General features: G+C 42.7%; 13 protein-coding genes and 1 pseudogene. 5 read left to right on the plus strand and 9 right to left on the minus strand.

What is annotated here, in order from left to right:
• Positions 1-210 (plus strand): annotated as a pseudogene (locus Q4561_RS19305) (transposase); the annotation flags it as partial.
• A 332-nt stretch (positions 211-542) separates the two neighbouring features.
• Here the strand turns inward: Q4561_RS19305 and Q4561_RS19310 are convergent.
• A complete protein-coding gene (locus Q4561_RS19310; RefSeq protein WP_303462889.1) occupies positions 543-2,012 on the minus strand; it encodes a hypothetical protein in 1,470 nt (489 codons plus the stop codon).
• Positions 2,012-3,223, minus strand: a complete 1,212-nt coding sequence (locus Q4561_RS19315) for a hypothetical protein (protein ID WP_303462890.1) — start codon at positions 3,221-3,223, stop codon at positions 2,012-2,014. The genes Q4561_RS19310 and Q4561_RS19315 overlap by 1 nt, the downstream gene beginning before the upstream one ends.
• A 282-nt stretch (positions 3,224-3,505) precedes the next feature.
• Between Q4561_RS19315 and Q4561_RS19320 the strand changes: the two genes are divergently transcribed.
• On the plus strand, positions 3,506-6,487 hold the full coding sequence (locus tag Q4561_RS19320) for an AAA family ATPase (RefSeq protein ID WP_303462891.1): 2,982 nt from the start codon (positions 3,506-3,508) through the stop codon (positions 6,485-6,487).
• Between the two features lie 117 nt (positions 6,488-6,604).
• On the opposite strand, the gene Q4561_RS19325 is transcribed toward Q4561_RS19320, so the two are convergent.
• The 5 genes from Q4561_RS19325 to Q4561_RS19345 form a co-directional block, all read right to left on the minus strand.
• Positions 6,605-8,860: a xanthine dehydrogenase family protein molybdopterin-binding subunit gene (locus tag Q4561_RS19325; protein WP_303462892.1), complete on the minus strand. Its 2,256-nt coding sequence runs from the start codon at positions 8,858-8,860 to the stop codon at positions 6,605-6,607.
• Positions 8,850-9,872, minus strand: coding sequence for a xanthine dehydrogenase family protein subunit M (locus Q4561_RS19330; RefSeq protein ID WP_303462893.1), 1,023 nt, complete (start codon positions 9,870-9,872; stop codon positions 8,850-8,852). The genes Q4561_RS19325 and Q4561_RS19330 overlap by 11 nt, the downstream gene beginning before the upstream one ends.
• Positions 9,872-10,384, minus strand: coding sequence for a (2Fe-2S)-binding protein (locus tag Q4561_RS19335; RefSeq protein ID WP_303462894.1), 513 nt, complete (start codon positions 10,382-10,384; stop codon positions 9,872-9,874). Before Q4561_RS19335 ends, Q4561_RS19330 begins: the two co-directional genes overlap by 1 nt.
• A gap of 390 nt (positions 10,385-10,774) precedes the next feature.
• Positions 10,775-13,015: a heparinase II/III family protein gene (locus Q4561_RS19340; RefSeq protein ID WP_303462895.1), complete on the minus strand. Its 2,241-nt coding sequence runs from the start codon at positions 13,013-13,015 to the stop codon at positions 10,775-10,777.
• A 423-nt stretch (positions 13,016-13,438) separates the two neighbouring features.
• Complete coding sequence (locus Q4561_RS19345) at positions 13,439-14,464, minus strand: zinc-binding alcohol dehydrogenase family protein (protein ID WP_303462896.1); 1,026 nt, start codon at positions 14,462-14,464, stop codon at positions 13,439-13,441.
• Positions 14,465-14,612: 148 nt separating this feature from the next.
• On the opposite strand from Q4561_RS19345, the gene Q4561_RS19350 reads away from it, so the two are divergent.
• Complete coding sequence (locus Q4561_RS19350) at positions 14,613-15,548, plus strand: LysR family transcriptional regulator (protein WP_303462897.1); 936 nt, start codon at positions 14,613-14,615, stop codon at positions 15,546-15,548.
• Between the two features lie 13 nt (positions 15,549-15,561).
• Here Q4561_RS19350 and Q4561_RS19355 read toward each other — a convergent pair whose 3' ends face one another.
• On the minus strand, positions 15,562-16,182 hold the full coding sequence (locus tag Q4561_RS19355) for an ACP phosphodiesterase (protein ID WP_303462898.1): 621 nt from the start codon (positions 16,180-16,182) through the stop codon (positions 15,562-15,564).
• Between the two features lie 60 nt (positions 16,183-16,242).
• Entirely contained in the window at positions 16,243-18,162 is a 1,920-nt protein-coding gene (locus Q4561_RS19360) for a winged helix-turn-helix domain-containing protein (RefSeq protein WP_303462900.1), read from the minus strand.
• A gap of 179 nt (positions 18,163-18,341) precedes the next feature.
• Between Q4561_RS19360 and Q4561_RS19365 the strand changes: the two genes are divergently transcribed.
• Together Q4561_RS19365 and miaE are read left to right on the plus strand one after the other, a co-directional pair.
• Positions 18,342-19,130, plus strand: coding sequence for a sterol desaturase family protein (locus Q4561_RS19365; RefSeq protein WP_303462901.1), 789 nt, complete (start codon positions 18,342-18,344; stop codon positions 19,128-19,130).
• 157 nt (positions 19,131-19,287) lie between these two features.
• Complete coding sequence (miaE, locus tag Q4561_RS19370; RefSeq protein WP_303462902.1) at positions 19,288-20,046, plus strand: tRNA isopentenyl-2-thiomethyl-A-37 hydroxylase MiaE; 759 nt, start codon at positions 19,288-19,290, stop codon at positions 20,044-20,046.
• Positions 20,047-20,121 lie beyond the last annotated feature (75 nt).

The following is a 20,121-nucleotide window of genomic DNA, read 5'->3' on the forward strand; positions in this document are numbered from 1 at the left end:
GACTACCTGGAGCTGGTAGAAAATACAGGCCGACAGGTAATCGCCAACAAGACTGGCGTTATCAACCATAACCAATCACCTATTCTAGTGCGTACAGGGCTACAACATACAGACTGGCACAATATGGTGCTAGGTATTGAAAATCAATTTTCTACATCAATTAGCCTTTCCATTGCTTTACGCAGGCAGACGAAACTTGAAACCAGTTAGTTAAACTATTTGATACGAGAGTAACAAACTGGCAACAATAACTCGAAGTAGCTTTACCCATCGATGGATTTATCACTTTCACAATTCAAACATTGTTAATGCATTACGAATATTACTTTTCGTATTAAATAACTACGCATTTATATCGCTTTAAACCATAGCTTGCTACATCATCTTGTTTTGCTAATACTGAACGCGGAGTTCGGGCGTTTAGCTTTTTGACGAGCCACAAAGTCACAAAGACTTGAGCTGAGACACCCACTGTTCACTCCTTTTAAACTTAAAGGAGCGTAGTGTAGGTGTCTATGTTTGGAGGGACTGAGCTAATATAATTAGTTCGTACTTTCTACAGACTTAGAGCCCTCTTTCCCATTGTCTCTCGATTTAGAGTTTGACGCGCTGTGACTGTCCTCGTATTTATTATTATAAACCGTTTGGTTCAGCCCTGTGACTTTCGACTTCACTCTTAATACATCAGTTTTTTGGGCGCATGTTTTAAATAGGCTGATCACATCAGCTAAATCTGAAGAGCTTCCTTTACCCTCTTGATTTGAGTCAGAATTAACGGTGGGTGTCTCAGGTTTAGCGCCTTTAGCGTCGGATTGAGAGCCTTCAGCGTTTGCAGGTTTATCTGTGGCTGTCCTATCTGAACTTGTGGCTGTCTCGGCTGTAACTTCAGCGCCGCGCAAGTAATAAAGCTGCTCTGACAGCTTCGCTACTTCACCTTCTAGTCGTTTTTTGCCGCTTCGAGTGTATTCCATGCTGGCTTCTTCAAGCTGAGCTTCCAAATACTTTTTAAGTAAGACTCTATTTGGCAAGCTACCTAGCACTAAGCTTATTAATAGAAACCCCGTGTTGTAAACACGCGTGCGCCCTTGTACGTCTACTTTATCGTGCAGCAAAAACATGCCTAATAGAAGCCAAGCAGCGTCTGAATACTCAAGTTCATTACTATGTACTAAGCCAAGAAGCTTTTTCAAATCTGCAGTGTATTCCACTAAAATATTCTTACTCCTCAAGTGGCTAATACCCAAACCTAAATTCTTAGATGAAAGGTTCAACTGCTCTATGAAGTCGTACATTTGTGCATCTTCAGCCACAATACTTAGCATATTATCGCGGGTGTCTTGTCGCGTGAAAAAATTATCTAACTGCGTTTCTTCCGATAACAATATGCCACTGTCTGAAGGATGAGAGCGAGCAAACTCAAACAACGAGCGAAATGTAAAATCACGTGATGCCTCTTCAATGGTAGAAATGAGCCCATCTAAATTACCAATTAAGTTGCTCAATACTTCAGGGGAAAGTTCAAGCGATTTTGGAGGCGGCTTGTGACCATGGTAATTCGATAAGTGCTCAGGTAATTCAAACAGAATGTCTTCAGACTCAAGCAATACCGCAGTGCACGCGCGTTTAGCTTCGTAAATAGACCGCGTAACCTTTGAATTAATATCCGAAATTTTCTCAACCGAGCTATTCAAGTGAATTATTTCTTCTCGAATTGAATCATTCTGTTGAATGTTCGTAGCCAAGCCAGCTATTCGAATTGCTACCAAAGCCCCTGCAAAACCCAATGCCCACCCCCCTAGCGCATCGAATAATCCCGTATTCTCTTGGGTAAGTCGCGAAGGCATAAGATCTTCAGGTAACAAATTCCATTTAAGGGTTAACCAAAAAAACACTAAACTAATCAAACCAAACAGAATAGTAGATAGCGTTAACTGGCTAACGTGCGCCTCATCAAGCCATTCCAAAAAATGCTTAAACGGGCCTTTTGCTTTTGAAGGTGATGTATTAGACATCAAATTCCCTCCAGCGGAGAACTCTCACTGCTATTCCCTTTACCTTCACTAGCGCTAGAGCCCTGTTCGTCGCCGCTACCTTCAGAGCCTTTGAGGGCCTCTAAAGCACGTTGCAGCTGACTACGCTTCTCTTCGCTCAAGCCCACTAAATCGGTTTCAAACTGCCTAACCCATTTCTTCGCTTCAATATTTTGTTGGTAGTCAGATATTTTTCCATCTATGCGCTTTTGCGCATCTTCGGGCGCATGCAGTAAGTCATCGAACAGTTCATCAAAGGTTTCTTCGGTAAACTGAATCATAAAGCCCACAATGCGCTCCACTTGAGTATGGTGCAACGCGCCTTTTGCTAAGGGTATGTCGATAGATATTTTTAGTTCGCCATCCGATGGGTCTAGCGACATTGAAAGAAACTTGTATTCGAACTGATACCAAGCAATGACAGATGCAATAAGCGAATACGGCGTTTTAGCAAAATCGAACTTATACATCATGGGGGTTTGAAATCTAACTAAGTCATCGTTCCCGTAATTGATGTTAATTAGCAGTAGGCTCTTTCCATCGTGGTCAGAGTACTTGTCTAGATTCATACCAAGTTCAATCGACTGCCTTTCGCTGTTATCTCGGAATTTCCATTCCTTTCTTTTAAGAAATTGAATAATCGCTTCTTTCGGTGATACTGCTTCAACTTGGCTAATATCAGTATCGGTCGGTGCACTTTCAGTTGCATCATCGCGCGGCACTTGGCTATCTTCAGAAGCCGACTCAGTATCGCCAGTAGCAGCACCGCTTTCATCTGCAGATACTAGCTCAATTGCCTGCTTTACCGCGCCATTAAGCATTTGCTCTAAACGCCCAACAATACCTTCAAAGTTTTCTGAAAATTGGTCAAAACTAACCTCAGACACATCGCACAATACGCTAAAGCCTTTGCTATCAATAACTGTGTGGAAAGGACCGTCACTATTTAGGTAGTCATCGCCGCCATTTTTGGCAAGGACAGCTTGAGCCACATTTTGAAGGTTTTCTTCACTATGTAAGTGCAAGCGTAGACTGGTGTCATCTACTCGTTCGAATACATCTAACGTGTAAGGTAAGGAAGAATTGTTATCGGTTTTTATAATAGAAATGGGAGTAGATGATGATGAATTCCAATCATCTTGTTGTTCGACAAAATCAGCGATTAGCGCTGAAATCCCTTTAATTAAATCCATGGCGACACCTTAAGACGTTTTGAACTACAAAGAATTTGAGTCTTTTCAAAATAACAATATGGAGTATAAATTATTGACTTTCAAGCTGTTTAGTTATTTCATTGTATATTATAAAGATGATAAACATACCGAACCATCGGGCTTAAAATACAATACTTAGTCAATCAATTCGTAAGTTAAAAAACGGCATAACGTGCCGTTTTAACATGTGGGCAAAGCAAGAAAACCAGCAACGAACACATAACCTGTATAGCAGTTTTTAAATACAAAGGAAGTTTACTGGTGAAAACCCTATTACTCACAGCAAAATATATTGCCGTTGAAATGCGTGCGAAGCACATTGAACTCGCCTACATCCAAGTAGCCGCGGAATGTCTCACCGATGTGGACTCGGAAAAAGCGAATACCGTAAAACTGATATTAAGTAAAAATTTATCTCGTAGGCTGCATTTTGACCTAGCGCAGCAATTCAAAGACACCGTGACGTTAGATAAGCTAAATGCGGTAGAGGCCCTGCCTATGGTGCCCTTTACCGATGAAGTAACTAAAACCATCGAATCCATTCTGAATTCGCCTGCTTTTAACGATGGCAACCTACAAGATAAGGTTTTTAAGTTACCTGAAAGTCGTGAATCAGAAATTGTTAAGCGCCTCAGTAAGTTTGAAGCGTTAAAAAATAAGCTTACACAAGAAGTATTTGGGCAAGATATTGCCATTGAAGCGTTAATCGATAGCCTGGTAAAAAACGATTGGCAAGACACGGCGCAGCGCCCAAAAGGGATCTTTCTTTTCTTAGGCCCACCCGCCACCGGCAAAACCTATCTAGCAGAGCGTTTTGCCCACTATATCGACGATGATTACGGTTATAAGCTGTTTGATATGGCTCAGTATACTAACGCAAATGAAGCGTTTGGCTTGATTGGCGGTAAAAAGACTTACGATGATTCGGAGCCTGGTCGTTTAACCCAGTTCGTTAAAAAACATCCGAAGTCGGTTATCGTGCTCGATGAATTCGAAAAAGCCCATAGCCAAGTGTTGCTTAGCATATTGCAGCTTTTTTCAACCGGCTTTCTAACCGATGAACATACCGAAGAAGCGATTGATTTTAGAAACGCTATTGTTATTCTAACGTCTAATTTAGGTACCCAGCTTTATAATAACGAGGCATTTCTCACCCAGTTTGAACAGCAACCTAGTCAAGGGCAGAAGGCGCTTATAAGCCACCTCGCAAAAGAAACAAAAATCGAACGTGAAAGAGAAGTTAAAGCTATACCAAGTGAGTTACTATCTAGGCTTTCACAAGGCAGTATTCTTTTATTTAATCGCCTTTCTCTTGATAAACTTGCCGATATTGCGTGGGTACAAATTAAGCAAGATATAGAAAAATTCTCTCAGCAATACGGGCTTACTTACACCCAGCCAAGTGAACAAGTATGTGAATTATTGTTACTGCACTTTGCCCCCTTATTTGATGTTCGCGATATTAAATCGAGTATCTCCCATCTAATCATCGACCCGCTGACTGACTTTTTCCGCCAGGCTTCTTTGAATAGCGCGAATGATCTATTAGCCACTGACATGCCGGCGACCGATATATCGGTAACCGTAAAGTTGAGTGAAAGCGCACTGCAGTTTTTATCTGAAAACGATGAAATTAAACACCCAAAAAAGCTAGCGCTTAAACACCAAACGATTAATTTTGATGTGGGTGTCTCAGCTAACCTTGATGTGGGTGTCTTAGCTAATTTGCCTAATGAAGGTGACTCAATTAGCTCCACTGGTGTGGGTGTCCAAGGTAGTTCGCCAGGCAGTTCGGGTGAATCTAATACTTCTGAGCAAACACAGCAGTTGGTAGTGACAATCGATGCGCCTCAGGTAAACCAGATTGTATTTACTGAAGACGTGGGCGTTAGCGGTGGCATCAGTATGGACTTCCCCAATATCGCGTTTTCAGATATTGCAGGGCACAAGTACATAAAATCCAGACTAGGCGAAGTGGCTAGTTTGCTTAAACAGCGAAATACGCTTACCGAACTCGGTGTTTCAATGCCCGCGGGCATGTTGCTTTACGGCCCACCAGGCACAGGCAAAACCATGCTTGCTAAAGCCTTTGCTCATGAAGCGTCGTTGCCATTTATTGCTTGCTCTGGCACAGATATACTATCGGAGTCTTTCATATCCAGCATTTTCGAGCGCGCCCGTAAATACGCGCCGTGCATAATATTTATCGACGAAATTGATGCACTACCCAGCCGCGGTACCATGGGCCCTAGAGCCGATGCATTGGTAAACAGATTGCTGGTTGAAATTGATGGTTTCGCATCTTCAAAAGACGAAATATTTATTATCGGTGCTACGAACCTTAAAGATAAGCTTGACCCTGCTCTTACACGTTCAGGCAGATTAGATCTGAATCTTGAGGTACCCTCGCCTGATAAAGCCGCCCGAAAATGGTTGCTGTCTGAGCTATTGTCTCATTCATTATATGATGAAGGCATTGATGTTAATGCATTGCTATTACCCACCACTGGCCTTACCGGTGCCGACTTAAACAAAATTCATCGTGAAGCGGTACTCACGGCTATTCGCAACAAGGTAGAAACCATCACCCTCACCATGTTGTTAGAAGAAATTAACACCCTTAAATACGGCGCAAAAAGTGCGCCTAAAGCTAGAGATAACAGCACGCAAAATGACAGCTCTAACAATAACGGCAATGACCGCTTGCGAGAAACCGCCATTCATGAAGCTGGTCATGCAGTAATTTCAAAGTTGCTTATGCCCGAACGCAATATTGAACAGGTTAGTATTATTGCCAGAGAGCGAGCTCTGGGAATGGTGTCTTATGAGGCTGGGCAAGAACTCAAACAAACTAAGGCACACTGGGAAGCGTTAACTTGTGTAGCCTTAGCGGGTCGTGCTGCCCAAGTAGAATATAGCGGCGAACTCGGTATTGATACTGGAGCAAGCAGCGACTTAACTCAAGCCACTCACTATGCGTGGATTGCCATTGCTAGATTTGGTATGCATCCCAAATTGTATAATCTAGATATTGATTATTTAAACAAGCAATCGAAATCAGGACTATTTGAAAGTGACATTGAACAAGCAATACAAGAATGGATTGCTGATGCTACCGACAAAACCAGTGAATTAGTCACCAAGTACTGGCAAGACATCGTTAAATTAGCAGATGCGCTTATCGAAGAAGAAACGATTGATGAAGCACAAATGATGGCGCTGCTTGAAGCGCCATCATCTTAGGCGTTTTTCAGGAAATAAGTGCTAGTACTATTAGGTACTAGCTCATGGTTATTTCTGGCGGCGGTTTATAGCTGTATTTACGCAAGCTTTATACTAACTTTAGCGCTAACTCTCTCGTTAGCTCCCAGCCGCGCGCTGACTCATTAAACCCTCCATCACCTTATCCATGGTGATGGGAAACTCTCTTACTCTTACACCGGTTGCGTCAGCAATAGCATTTGCAATGGCAGCACCGGCTCCAGTGATACCAAGTTCACCTATACCTTTAGCGCCAATAGGCGATGCTTCGTAATCAGGCGTTTCTAAAAAGTCTAATGATACATCAGCAATATCGCGGTTTACCGCTATATGGTATTCACCAAAGTCTGGGTTGATAAAACTGGCTGAATCGTCGTGATGATGAATAGCTTCGGTAAGCGCATACCCTGCTCCCCAAACCATTCCGCCTTTAATTTGTGACGACGCCGTTTTTTCATTGAGGATTTTACCTGCTGAAAAAATACCATATTGTCTTTTTAAGCGCACTTCACCTGTGTGGGTGTCCACTTCCACTTCGACAAAATGGGCACCACAGGAATATTGCTCGTCTTCACTTGTGTCATCTTCGCTCACCTCACCTATTTCAGTTAACGGGAATTCGCTTTCGTCGATGAGTTCGCTTAAGAGAAAACGTTGTGGGTTTTTGTGGGTGTCTAGCTTTGAAAAAGTGTGGGTGTCTCGTGTATATACCACCAGCGTGTCGCCCTCTAGGGCTAATTCGCCTACAGAGTCAAGTAGCTTTTTCTCCAGAGCTTTCTTCAACGATTGTTTCAACAACTCACAGGCTTTCATTAATGCAGAGCCCGTACTGGCTGCACCAAACGAACCGCCAGAGCCACAGGAAGTCGGTAAGCTGCTGTCGCCTAATTGCACATCAACTTTGTCTACCCGTGTATGAAAAGCACCCGCAGCGATTTGTGCCAATATAGTGTAAGAACCCGTACCTATATCGGTCATGTCCGAGCGCACGGTTAACCTCCCAGTACTCTCAATACTAATACTTGCAGCACTCGGCACCAGCACATTCATCCGCATAGCGCTTGCCACGCCGTGACCTATCACTTTACCTTTTTTGGGAGCAGGCTTATGCTGCCAACCAAATTTTTGAGCGCCCTCTTGCAAGCAATCTCCCAACCTATGGGTGGTAAAACGCTTGCCGCTTACTGGGTGAACTTGAGGTAAGTTTTTAATTCGAAAGGTAAGCGGATCTATCCCTGCTTTAAGGGCCAATTCATCAATAGCCGACTCAAATGCAAGTGAACCAATGGCGTCACCAGGTGAGCGAGTAGAATCAATAAGCGGTATGTCGGCATCTTTAACGCGATGCGTGCTTTTTATATGCTCTGCGCTATAGGTTACCCGCGCACCAGCACCTGTGGCCTCGGCAAATTCGTAGCCTTTTGCTTTTGGCATCGCACTTTCATGCTGAACATCACCTAAAAAGCCATCGCTATCGCAGCTCAGCTGCATAGATTGAAAGCTATTTCCTCTATGAGGCGAGTTATAAAATACCTGTCGTCTACTTAGTACAACCTTCACCGGCCGCTTAAGATATCGAGCTCCTAAACAAGCCAATACGGCATCGTAATGCAAGCCTAGTTTTGAACCGAACCCACCGCCAACAAAGGGGCTTTTTACCTCAATGTTCTCTGTATCCAATTCGAAAGTTACCGCTAATGCCTCTACTGCTGATGCGATAATTTGCACACTGGTGTACACCGTAAGTTTTTCACCATTAAAATTAGCGATGGTGGCATGGGGCTCCATGGCAGCAGAAATTTGAGAGGGTGTGGTGTAGTCAACATCTATCGACACAGCTTTTTTATCATGGTCGCTGTTGCCACTTTCCACATCAGCTTCAAATCCACCATCAAGAGAATCTGGCACTGTAGTGGCTTGTTCTGGAGATAAGAGTAAATCGGGAGTTTCAGCATCAATGGTATATTCAACTAGGCTTGCCGCGTAACGCGCTTGCTCTAATGTATCGGCAATCACTAAAGCAACTGGCGCACCAAAATGCCGAATATGAGGCTCATTTAATACGGCTCTGCTTTGCGTGAAACGACTTTCGCTCGCTGGTTTGCTAAATGGCTTGAGGGGGCCTGCATTTTTGTAGGTTAAAACTGCTTGTACGCCTTCAGCATTTTCGGCTTTATCTGTTGATAGCTGAGTTATTTCACCAATTGCGGTGTCGGATGATACTAACCACCCTGTTAACGGTTTTTGATCGAAGTGTTGCTCTGCTGCATAACGTGCTTGCCCAGTAACTTTTAAAATGCCATCTACACGACTAATGGGCTTACCCAATACATTCTTTGCGGTATCAATTTTCATAAAGCGCCCCTTCATGGTCATCATTCTCACGCTGACGTTCATAAAGTGAACTCAGCACGCTTTTGAATGTATTACGAAGCAAATCAGGTTTAAAATTGTTACTCCCGTGCACCTTTGCATCGGCTAGTTCAGCGTCAATGGCTAGATCGAGCGCTTCTTCAGAGAATTCAGTACCAGTGAGTACTCGAATAGCTGAAGCGGGATACCAAGGTTTAGTACCTACCCCACCGAAGGATAAAGTGAGCTTTTCAATCGTATCGTTTTTTAGCACAAGCCCTGCCCCAACCGATACAAGCGCAAAGGCGTATGAAGAACGGTCATGCACTTTGCGATAATACTGTGTGCCATGGCGCTGCTTAGGTATAACAACGGCGGTAATAACTTCATCGTCTTTAAGTACATTTTCAATATGCGGCGTGCTGCCAGGTACACAGTAAAAGTCGCGAAGCGGAATGTTTCGCACCTCGCCAGTTTTAGACGTTAATGCAACTTGCGCATCAAGTGCCATCATCGCCACCGCCATATCAGATGGGTGTGTAGCAATACAGTCGTCACTTGTGCCTAAAATGGCATGAATACGATTCATACTCGTTAACGCAGCACACCCAGAACCAGGTTGGCGCTTATTGCAGGCTTTAGAGGTATCGTAAAAATAGTAGCATCGCGTGCGCTGCAACAAGTTTCCGCCTGTCGTTGCTCTATTTCGAAGCTGCACTGTGGCGCCGCTTAATAACGCTTGAGACAACAGAGAAAGTGACGGCTTGTGATAGGCGTAGTTTGCAAGTGCCGTATTGGTAACCATGGCACCAATACGAAAATGGTCATCTTCTTCAGTGATACTTTGCTCGTCTTCCCACTGACTTAAGTTAACTAATTGAGGCGGTGTTTCTACCTGCAATTTCATCAAATCGATAAGATTAGTACCGCCAGCGACATACTTGGCGCCGTCTTCGGTAGATAAACCGGTAATATCTTGAGTATGTTTAATATGCTGTACGCTAAATGGATTCATTATTGTGGCTCCAAAGCAATAACATCTTCTATCGCACCAACAATATTGGGGTAAGCGCCACAGCGGCATAAATTGCCGCTCATTCTTTCGCTAATATCTTCTCTTTGTGAGTAATCAGCGCTACAAGTTACTGCACTGGGGTTCTTTGCCGCGAGTTCACCAAGTAGCGCCACGCCCGAACATATTTGCCCAGATGTACAATAGCCACATTGAAACGCATCTCGCTCTACAAAGGCTTTTTGTAGTGGATGCAATTGAGCATCGCTAGCGCTAGTTTTCTTAGCGATACCTTCAATAGTGGTAACCGACTTGCCTTCAAGCTGAAACGCAAACACCAGACACGCATTTATGCGCTCACCATCTAGTAGTACGGTACACGCGCCGCATTGGCCATGGTCGCAACCTTTTTTTGCCCCGAACATAGATAAATGCTGATGTAAAAAATCGAGTAAGGTGGTTCTTGGATCTTCAGGGAGGGGGTAAGATACTTCATTCACAATAAGTGTAGACATGGCGTTTTCCTTTACCGTACAGCCACCATTCCATTACTACTCAAAGGGAGTTGGCTGAATATTTGTCGTTCACTTTTTAATTACGTTACTCGGTTATTATAAGTTCATGGGGATAAAACAAGAGAGATAAATTAAGAGGGACAAGTACAAAGGAATAACCTCAGAAAAAAAGAAAAAGGCCGCACTCTCTTTTTATGAAGCTGCATGTTAATGCTAGTTTCATCATAGAGAGAGCGGCCTTTGCTATTATAGTTTTGATAATTGAAGCTGCTTTTGATATTGCAGCTGTTTTTAACTTTACTGACGTAGCCTAGCTTTATAAAAAGCTAGGCTACGCAACTAAGCCAAGTACATTTCGAAACTAAGTTTCAAAAACACGTATCAACGGCCTTACTGATAAAAGTAAGGGCCAGTCCAGCCAACCTTTTTACCGTCTATTTTTACGCTATGCTTCGCGCTTTTCGACGCATCCACATTCGATATAATAAACAGCTGTTTTTCACCTTTTACATCGGTAATTGAAACACCAGTATATTTATCGCTATCAAGCACAACCTTCAAATCAGCAATACTGCTTTTTGAATTTTGTGACGATTCGCTCACTGGGCTGTATGAACCGTGTGGCTCAATAACAGATACGAACAAGGTGTCTTGCGTGTCGGTTCTACGTAGCATAATGCCTGGGTCGCGTCGAAGATTAAACTCAGGATCGTTAGCCCCAATGCGAGTAAGTAATATTTCATCATTATCATCACTTACTGTCGTTAACGTGTAGTACTTTCCATTGCTCAACCACGAGAACTTAGCATTATCGCCGCTCGCTTTACCACGCCCTTCCACGTACAAATGTTGGTAGCCATTATCGTCGCCTAGCGGGCTTAAACTACTTGGCGACTCATATTCAAAGTTTGTGTCTAATACTTGACCCAAATAATAATACGGGAAGTCGTATTGATTATTGGTATCTGAATTAACACGCATAATATCCAGCATGAACGGCTTTTCGAAGTTTTCATCTTTGATAAGTGCCATGGTGCGCTGCATCTTAGTGCCTGGGTAGGCATTTTCTTCAGTCGCACTGACTACTTTTACGTTTTCGTCTTCGGCATCAAAGGTAAACAGGTCTGAGTGATGCTGACTAGCCACATCATACACACCATCAAAATGCTTTTTCTCATTGATAGACAAGGTATTGTGGGCAATGGTTGTTTTAGCCCACGTGGTATTTTCTTTTAAGTAATTACCACCGCCTTTTTGCTCTATATTCACAAAACGGGCTAAGCCATAATCTTGCAGTACTTCGTCACCTTTTTCATATAATGAATAGGAAAGCTTATCGTAATGGCCGTGGCTCAAACCTTGCGCAGCATATTTGAACACTAGGGTTAATTCTTCTTCACCATGACGCAATACACCAATTCCGCCCTGCTTGCCGTCGATACCGTCGCTTAAGTTCACAGAACTTTTCACAAATGGCTTAGCTTTGCCGTCTCGAACACCGATAGCAGCAGCTAATCCAGATTCGTCTAGCAATACTTCGTTTTGCTTCTCTACAACGCTTAATAACTGAGGACTTTTATTGCCATAAAAATAGGCCAAATCCACGGCAGTGACTAACGAGCTACTGTAGTACGACATGCCTTTTTGACCGTCGTTAATTGGGAAGAATTCGCCATCTGCGTCAGAAAGGTTGAGTAAAGCATCAACCCCCTTTAGTAAAACATTGTCTTTGTGCTGAAGAACCTTTAAATCGGGGCGATTGTTTTCCATGGCCAATGCAAAAATAAGGAATGGATACATGGCATAACGCTGGTAATAAGGCCCTTCGGTGTAATAACCGTCTGGTGAGAAAGGTTCTTCTAAGTTAGCGAAAAAGCCTTTACGCTGCCCCTCTACTTTAATAGTACCGCCGTCGTTATCTTTACCACCTACAACCAAACCATCATCTTCAATGCCGTATAAAGCACGTTGAATAAGCTCTTCGTCATTCATAACCAAGCCAATCATACCTACCGCGGCAATACCCCAGGTACTATGATTGTGAACACGGTTAAAAAACTGTGGATTCTCTAGCGAGATAAAATCAGCAAAAGGACGAAACAGATTAGTTTCTAAGGTTTCACGCTCATCCGCTGAAAGGTAATCGTAAATAGCATCGTAAGCTTGGCTCATGTAAACCAGCCAGTTACTGTCGTTTAGACATTGCCAAAATAACTTACCACGTGAATAAGAACGCTCTTGAGGATGAAGCGGTAAATCTTTATACATGGCTTCATATTGAAACAACATATCACGAATATATTTCGCGTATTTCTCGTCTTCCAAAACTTGGAAAAGTACGCCTGCTTTTTGCGCGGTGTAGAAGTTTTGTTTATGACGTTGATGCGTATAGCCGCCAGAAAAGTCCTTAGGAATAGGCGTATCAATGCCCATGGCAATTTCGGCGTCTACTTCTTTTTTAACTGAAGATAGTGTTTCATCAAATAAAGGTACTTGACCTAAATGTGCTCTCATTCTTTCCACACCAGGCTCGGTAAGAATAAGGTTAGGGTGTTCTTTAGCTTGTATGGTAAACGGCGACATGCTGATACCAACGGTTAACAGAGTTAGGGTAAATTTTCTTATATTCATAATTTAAGTTCCGTTTTTAACAACTCGCCTTTTTAGAATTTATTAACAATAGGTGTAGGGTAAAATTGTTAATAAGAAGATAGCGAATTGAGGATTAGTACAATAACAGAACCACTAAGGTATAAAAGCTGACCACTGCGAGAAAATGCAAAAACAATCAACTATTTGTTTAAAATATAGTCTTGTTTAGTATTTTTACTGAAAATTGTGCACTTCCAGGCACAGAATAAGAATGTGGATAAGATGAAAAACGTAGCGTACCGCTTGGCACGCTACGTGAATAAATTATTCTTAACCAGCTTAGGTTGTGCTAGCGTAGGTTGTCCCGAACTAGACTGCACCGAACTAGATTGTACTAGCTAGGAAGCACCGAATTAGCGCTATCGCATCTAGCTCGATAAACAATTACCCGTCAAAGAAAAATTAGAAGCCTTCTAGTACAATTTTCCCAATTGCGGTGCCCGCTTCTAGGGTTTTATGCGCTTCAATTAAGTTTGCCGCGTTAATTTTACCTAGGTGCTTACCTACCGTGGTTTTTACATGGCCAGAATCAATCAATGTAGCCACATCAGAAAGCAACTCACCTTGAGCACTCATATCTTCTGTTTGGAACATAGAGCGTGTGAACATGAATTCCCAATGAAGTGAAATACTTTTAGCCTTAAGCTTGGCGATATCTAACGCTTCAGGGTCATCAATAAGGGCAATTTTGCCCATGGGCTTCATCACTTCTACGTACGCATCAAGATAAGTATCGGTAGCATTTAAGCTAGCGACATGGGTAACTGGCCCAATGTTTAGCGCGGTGATTTGTTCTGCTAATGGCTGGCGATGGTCAACGACATAATCTGCGCCCAAGCTTTTCACCCACTGCTTAGAGCCTTCACGAGAAGCGGTAGCAATAACCTTGGCACCGGTTAAGGTTTTTAGCAGCTGCAGCATAATAGAGCCCACTCCACCTGCGGCACCTACTACTAATACGGTTTCATCAGTTTTTTTAGTATTTCCTGCTTGTTGCTTGTTAAGCCCTAGATGTTGGAACAATAGTTCATATGCAGTAATCGCCGTAAGAGGAAGTGCTGCCGCTTCGCTATTAGACAAGCTTTTAGGAGCACGGCCAACAATACGTTCATCAACTAACTGAAATTCAGCATTGGTACCTTGGCGTGTTAAATCACCTGCATAGTAAACCCGATCACCTACCTTTAAGGTTTCAACATCATTACCCGCTTCAACTACTTCCCCTACTGCATCCCAACCTAAAATTTTCGGCTCATCGTTTTCAGACGATACACGCTGGCGGATTTTAAAATCGACTGGATTTACCGCGATGGCTTTAATTTTAACTAACACATCTCGTCCCGATGCTGCAGGTTTGGCAAGCTCAACGTCGATAAGGGCGTTAGTATCTGAAATAGGCAAAGATGTAGTATATCCAATTGCTTTCATCGAAAAATCCTCTCTAATATCTAAAAAACGGTACTAAAATGCTGTTCTGGTGAACACATTGCTATGCGATGAAAATATAATACGCCTTGACTGAATCAAATTAAACAGCACAATATTTGAAACATTATCAATAAAAATTAGATAATCTATGTTACTTGAAGATCTCATTGTTATTTTAAAGGTAGCGGAGTTTCGTAGTATTACTGCCGCCGCCTCTAGTCTAGACATGCGCACAGCCACAGCTAGCGCGGCGGTTAAACGTGTTGAAAGCACCCTCGGTGCCGACCTTTTTATTCGCACTACCCGCTCCCTTCGCCTTTCAGCAGCGGGCGAGCGTTACTTACCTATTTGCGAGCAAGCAATTACCATGCTTGAACACGCTAAACAAAATTTACAAGAAGATACCGGCAATATTGAAGGTGAACTACGTATAGGGCTGGCGTCTGATTTAGGTCGAAATGTGTTATCACCTTGGCTGAACAGCTACATGGATGAACACAAAGGCATCACCATGAAACTGCATTTGAGCGATAGCAATATCGACTTTTATCGCGACCCCGTTGATATTGCCCTTCGATATGGCTCACCAAATGATGCCAGTTTGTATGGCTTTAAAATATGTGAAGTACCTAGGTTGCTAGTCGCCTCCCCGATTTATTTAGAAAAACACGGTACACCGCAAACCTTAACGGATTTACCTAAGCACAACGGTCTTTTTTATCAGTTGCATGACATTATTTACAATGAGTGGGAATTCCTGCACAGCGGTGAACTAGTAAAAGTCAGGATGCAGGGGAACCGTGCCGCTAACGACGGCGACATGGTACGGAGGTGGTGTGTAAACGGTAATGGCTTGGCCGTAAAGTCGAGCTTGGATATGTGCGACGATCTACTTAATGGTCGCGCGGTATCCCTACTGCCAGAATATATCGTTAAACCCACTCAACTATGGTTAATTTGCCCAAGCAGGCAAACCATTACACCCGCCGTAAGATTGCTAAGAGATACACTCAGGGATCATTGCCAAGAAAAATTAAAACAACTAGTAGCTGCAAGCATTGTCAGCGCTGATAGAATTAAATAACGACGTAACTTGCTTACAAGCTTTTAATTTTTATCAGACCAGTTGGCGTTCCGAATTCAGGCCCGTGCTGTTCAATGTGTTTAATTAAGGTGGGGAAAAAGCTAAGGAAAAGACTATTTAGTGTTTCAAAATTAGCTTCTATATCTTGCACACACTGCGCAAAATCATTTTTAAACCGGATGCGTTTTGCCACCGCCTGTATAGCGAAACCTATTCCTTCGAACTCCGCGTAGTCTGCAAAGCAATTGTGCGTAATCATATGGGAAACACTTCGCTGCATAGGTTTTGGCATAGCATGCAGGTTCCCTTCTAATAATGAAAAGCTCTGCTGACAAAAGGCATGAAAAGGAATATTAGAAAACTGCTGCCAATGCGTAATTAAAAGGTGATCGAACAGCATATCTATCGCCACGGGTGCAAAGCGCCTGTGCTCTGGTTTAAAGAGTGCTTTGGCTTGTTTCACACTGGCATGATTGTCAGTGAACCTATCTACCGTATAGTGGTTTTCCAAGCCCTTGCTAACGCCATCATTAAGCGTATCGATCACTATACCTTTGCGAAAATCGCCAAGTAAATTCCCATAATGAGAATCGGCATTGGGTTGAGCTAAAAAAAGATGTGCGAGGTAATTCATTGTTTCATTATACGTGAAAGTATAAATAAAGATTGCGAGATTAAGGGGGCACGGTTAACGCTATCGTTCATAGCTTGCTATTGAGACATCATCTAATCCTATTTGGTGTAGCAAAGCCTCAAACCTTTCATCTTGCCTTATCGGTGTAAGACGTGGGTCGAACCTGCTAAATACTAGGCAGTTTGACCGTGACGAAACTGCACTGTTTAACAGCTCGAAGGCACGATCAACTTCATCCAGAATAAGGTAGCTTATTGCTGTTTCGTAGGGACACATAAATGTGTTTAACTTTTCAGCCTGCTTTAATAGCGGCACTATTTTGCTTTTATCACCTGCATAACCATGTGCTTGAGACAGTGCAATTAAAGCAAAGGGGTAATGTGGAGCAAGCGCTACTCCCTTTTTGGCGAATGCAATGGCTTCTTCATGCTTACCCTTGAGCGAAAGTGAAACACTCGCTCCGCTATATAACACGCTTACCCGAGGGTGTTGCTTTATTTTAGCCCTCGCCCATGCCTGAGCTGCATCAAAATCACCTACCATCGCCAATGCCCAGTGGCCCCAATCGGCTAATTCCACATTTAATGGGTCAAGCTCATCTGCGCGCCCTAAGGCTTGTTTCACCCCATCAACATCCCCTAGGCCAGCATAGTACAAAGCGAAGCCTAACTCGGTTAGCACCAATTCGGAGTTTTGCGATTTCGCGGCATTAAGTACTTTCCATGCATCATTCCACCTCCACGCAAATACGTAAGCAAGACCCAGTGAAGACAGCGCCTCAGCGTTTTCACTCGAAACCGCCAGCGCACCTTGTACGCTACTCACCACCATGGGAAGCACTGCACTGGGTGTTTCAAAATAAGACATAATTAGGCGATAGGCGTTTGCTCTTGCCACAAAAGCAGCTTCAAAAGAAGGATCAAGAGCAATAGCATCACTAAAAAGCTCAACGGATTTACGTAAAGGCTCATGACTTAACAAATTCATTTGCTGTTGCCCTTCTACGTATAATTCATACGCGGCTAAGTTATTAGTAGGCAGCGCATACAGTGCCTCTTCCATTTTGGGGCTAATCGCAACTGACAAAGACAAGGCAGCGCCACTGGCAATATCAGATTGAATTGAGAAAAAATTCGTGTCATTAACTTGCCCTAAAAAAGCCTGATCCCAAATAAGCGCACCAGTTTCAAGGCTAAATAGCGTAGCAGCAACCTTAACCTTGCCTTGCGAGCTTACATTCACGGTCGCGTCTAAAACATGCGTAACGTTTGGAATTTTTGTTTTAATATTCGTCAACGTTTTATCGTTCTTAAAAGCGAATGCTGAAGATGAAGGCACCACGCGAAGCTCAGGTAAGTGTCCAAATTTTGTAATCATTTCTCTGGTTATTTGCTCTGCAAAGGGACGCCACTTTTTATCGTTATTACTTGATACGTTAAACGGCAATACCAAAATGTAGGGCTGTATATTTTGGTTATCAGTTTCTGCTGAGCCCTTGTTATAAGTAATGAAGCCTAGACCTAGCAGCAATGCCATCAATGCCAGAAATGTAAGGAAAAGCACAATTGCGGCGTTCGAGAATAGATAATTTATAAAAGCGCTAAAATTTTTTGGTACAGAATTACCATTCGCTGAAGCGTGCTCAGGGTAAGGCGTATTTTCTTGCTGCGTTACTGTCGCGACAAATCGATAACCTCTACCACGCAAGGTAGTGATGATTTTTTGCATCTCGCCATTGTCACCGAACAACTTTCTTGCGGCTTTTATGTGATTGCTAAGTGTGGTGTCTGACACCTCTCTACCTGACCAAACTGCATTAAATAACTCATCACGCGTCACTAACCGGTCGCGGTGTTCAATAAGATACACTATTAAATCGAAAACCTTAGGCTCTACTGCCACGGGTTCGCCATGCTTTACGATGACAAAGTTTGCTGTGTCTATTTGAAAATCTACCACTTGGTAAATCATTTTATTCATCGCCTTTTGCAAAAGATTAGCAACGTTAGTTCGATAACCTAACGCCAATGCGCTTTAGTTACATAATCGTTAGCTATTTTTTAGCTAATGATTACTTAAACCTCAGGTTTCTCCACAGAGCCAGCTCTAAAGTAATACATACATTTAGCGGCACCTGTTAGCGCTTACTGGAGGAACACATGCCAAACCCTATAGCCTTACTTTTAGACCCAACATCTCTTAGTTTCTTCGCTTTGTATTTCTTACTTATCGTGATTGAAACCTTGAGACCAGCAAGAACATTACCGCCAACTAAGTATTGGCAGGCGCGAGCCTTAATTACCTTCGTAATATATTTCTACGCATCGAGTTATTTACCACTTATGTGGGACACCCACCTTTACCAGTATCAACTATTCAATCTCACCAACATAAATCCGTTTGCAGCTTGTATCATTGCCCTCTTAGTATTCGAACTCTTACTCTACGGTTGGCATCGTGCTATTCATGAAAATCGATGGCTATGGCGAATATTTCACCAATTTCATCATAGCGCAGAACGCATTGATACATTCGGTGCTTTTTATTTTAGTCCATTCGATATGATTGGCTTTACGGCATTAGGTAGCCTTGCTTTGGTAGTATTTGCAGGCGTTAGCCCCGAGGCCAGTACCTACTTCCTTCTTCTGAGTTCTTTCTTAGCTATCTTTCAGCATACAAATATTAGAACTCCCCAATGGTTAGGGTTTCTTATACAAAGGCCCGAAAGTCACTCTTTTCATCATAAAAAGGGAGTGCATCGCTACAACTATTCAGACTTACCTATTTTTGACATTATTTTCGGGACATTTAAAAACCCAAAAACGTTTGTGAGTGAAACAGGGTTTTATCCGGGAGCATCAATGCGATATTTAGATATGCTGCTATTTCGTGATGTGATTGGAACGGCCAAAACAAAAGATGTTTTCCAAACGAAAAATCAAAATTAGCTAATAATTCAAGGGATGATGATCGAAGGGCGAAAGGCCAAAGCTAAACAGGCAACCTTCGAGGGTGTTAATAGTTTAATGCATTTCCATCGCCAGCCGCTGTTTCAAGTGTGGTACAGTTACGGTTTACGTTAGCCCTAATTTAGTTTTAAAGACAGTGAATACGACAGAATTACTCGCCCCCATAAATACGTTTTTACACGCTACAACACCAGATGAATGGGTTGAAGAAGCTACCAAGCCTGAAAACTTTTCGATGCTGCTTTTAGATCATTTGATTTGTGAGCTTAAAGCATCTCAGTCGGCCATGTTTCTTATTCGAAAATATGCCGTAGATAAAGAAAGTGGCGATGCCCTGCTAGCGTGGCTACAGCCTTTCGAGCAATATGTGTATAAGCGCGAAGGTGATTGGCGAGACTTACCGTCTAAAAACAAATTGTCTAAGTCTGTTATTCCACGCTCTGATTCTAAATACGGCCAAGATCTTATCGATAAAATGGTGCTACTGATTAAAGAAGAGTTACACCACTTCTATCAAGTATTGGAAATGATGGACCATTTCGACATTGAGTATAGAAGCATAACCCCTTCACGTTACGCCAAAGGGTTATTAAGGCATGTGAAAACCCACGAGCCTGATGCGTTAGTCGATAAATTAATATGCGGTGCGTATATTGAAGCACGTTCATGTGAGCGGTTTGCGAAATTAGCACCTCACGTTGATGAAAAACTTGGTGAATTCTATATTTCACTACTTCGCTCTGAAGCGAGGCATTATCAAGACTACTTATCCCTTGCCACCGATATTGCGGGCAAAGATATTTCTGAGAGAGTTGCGTACTTTGGTGAAGTAGAGGCTGAATTAATATCTTCACCAGATGAAGACTTTAAATTTCATAGTGGTTTGCCAGCCTAACCCTATAGACTTATTACTTACTGAATAACATAGCGTGGTGTTAAGCCACGTTATCTGTATTGCTTTTATTTTTGT

Origin of the sequence: Alteromonas sp. 1_MG-2023, from assembly GCF_030547075.1 — a bacterium.
Lineage (GTDB): Bacteria > Pseudomonadota > Gammaproteobacteria > Enterobacterales > Alteromonadaceae > Alteromonas.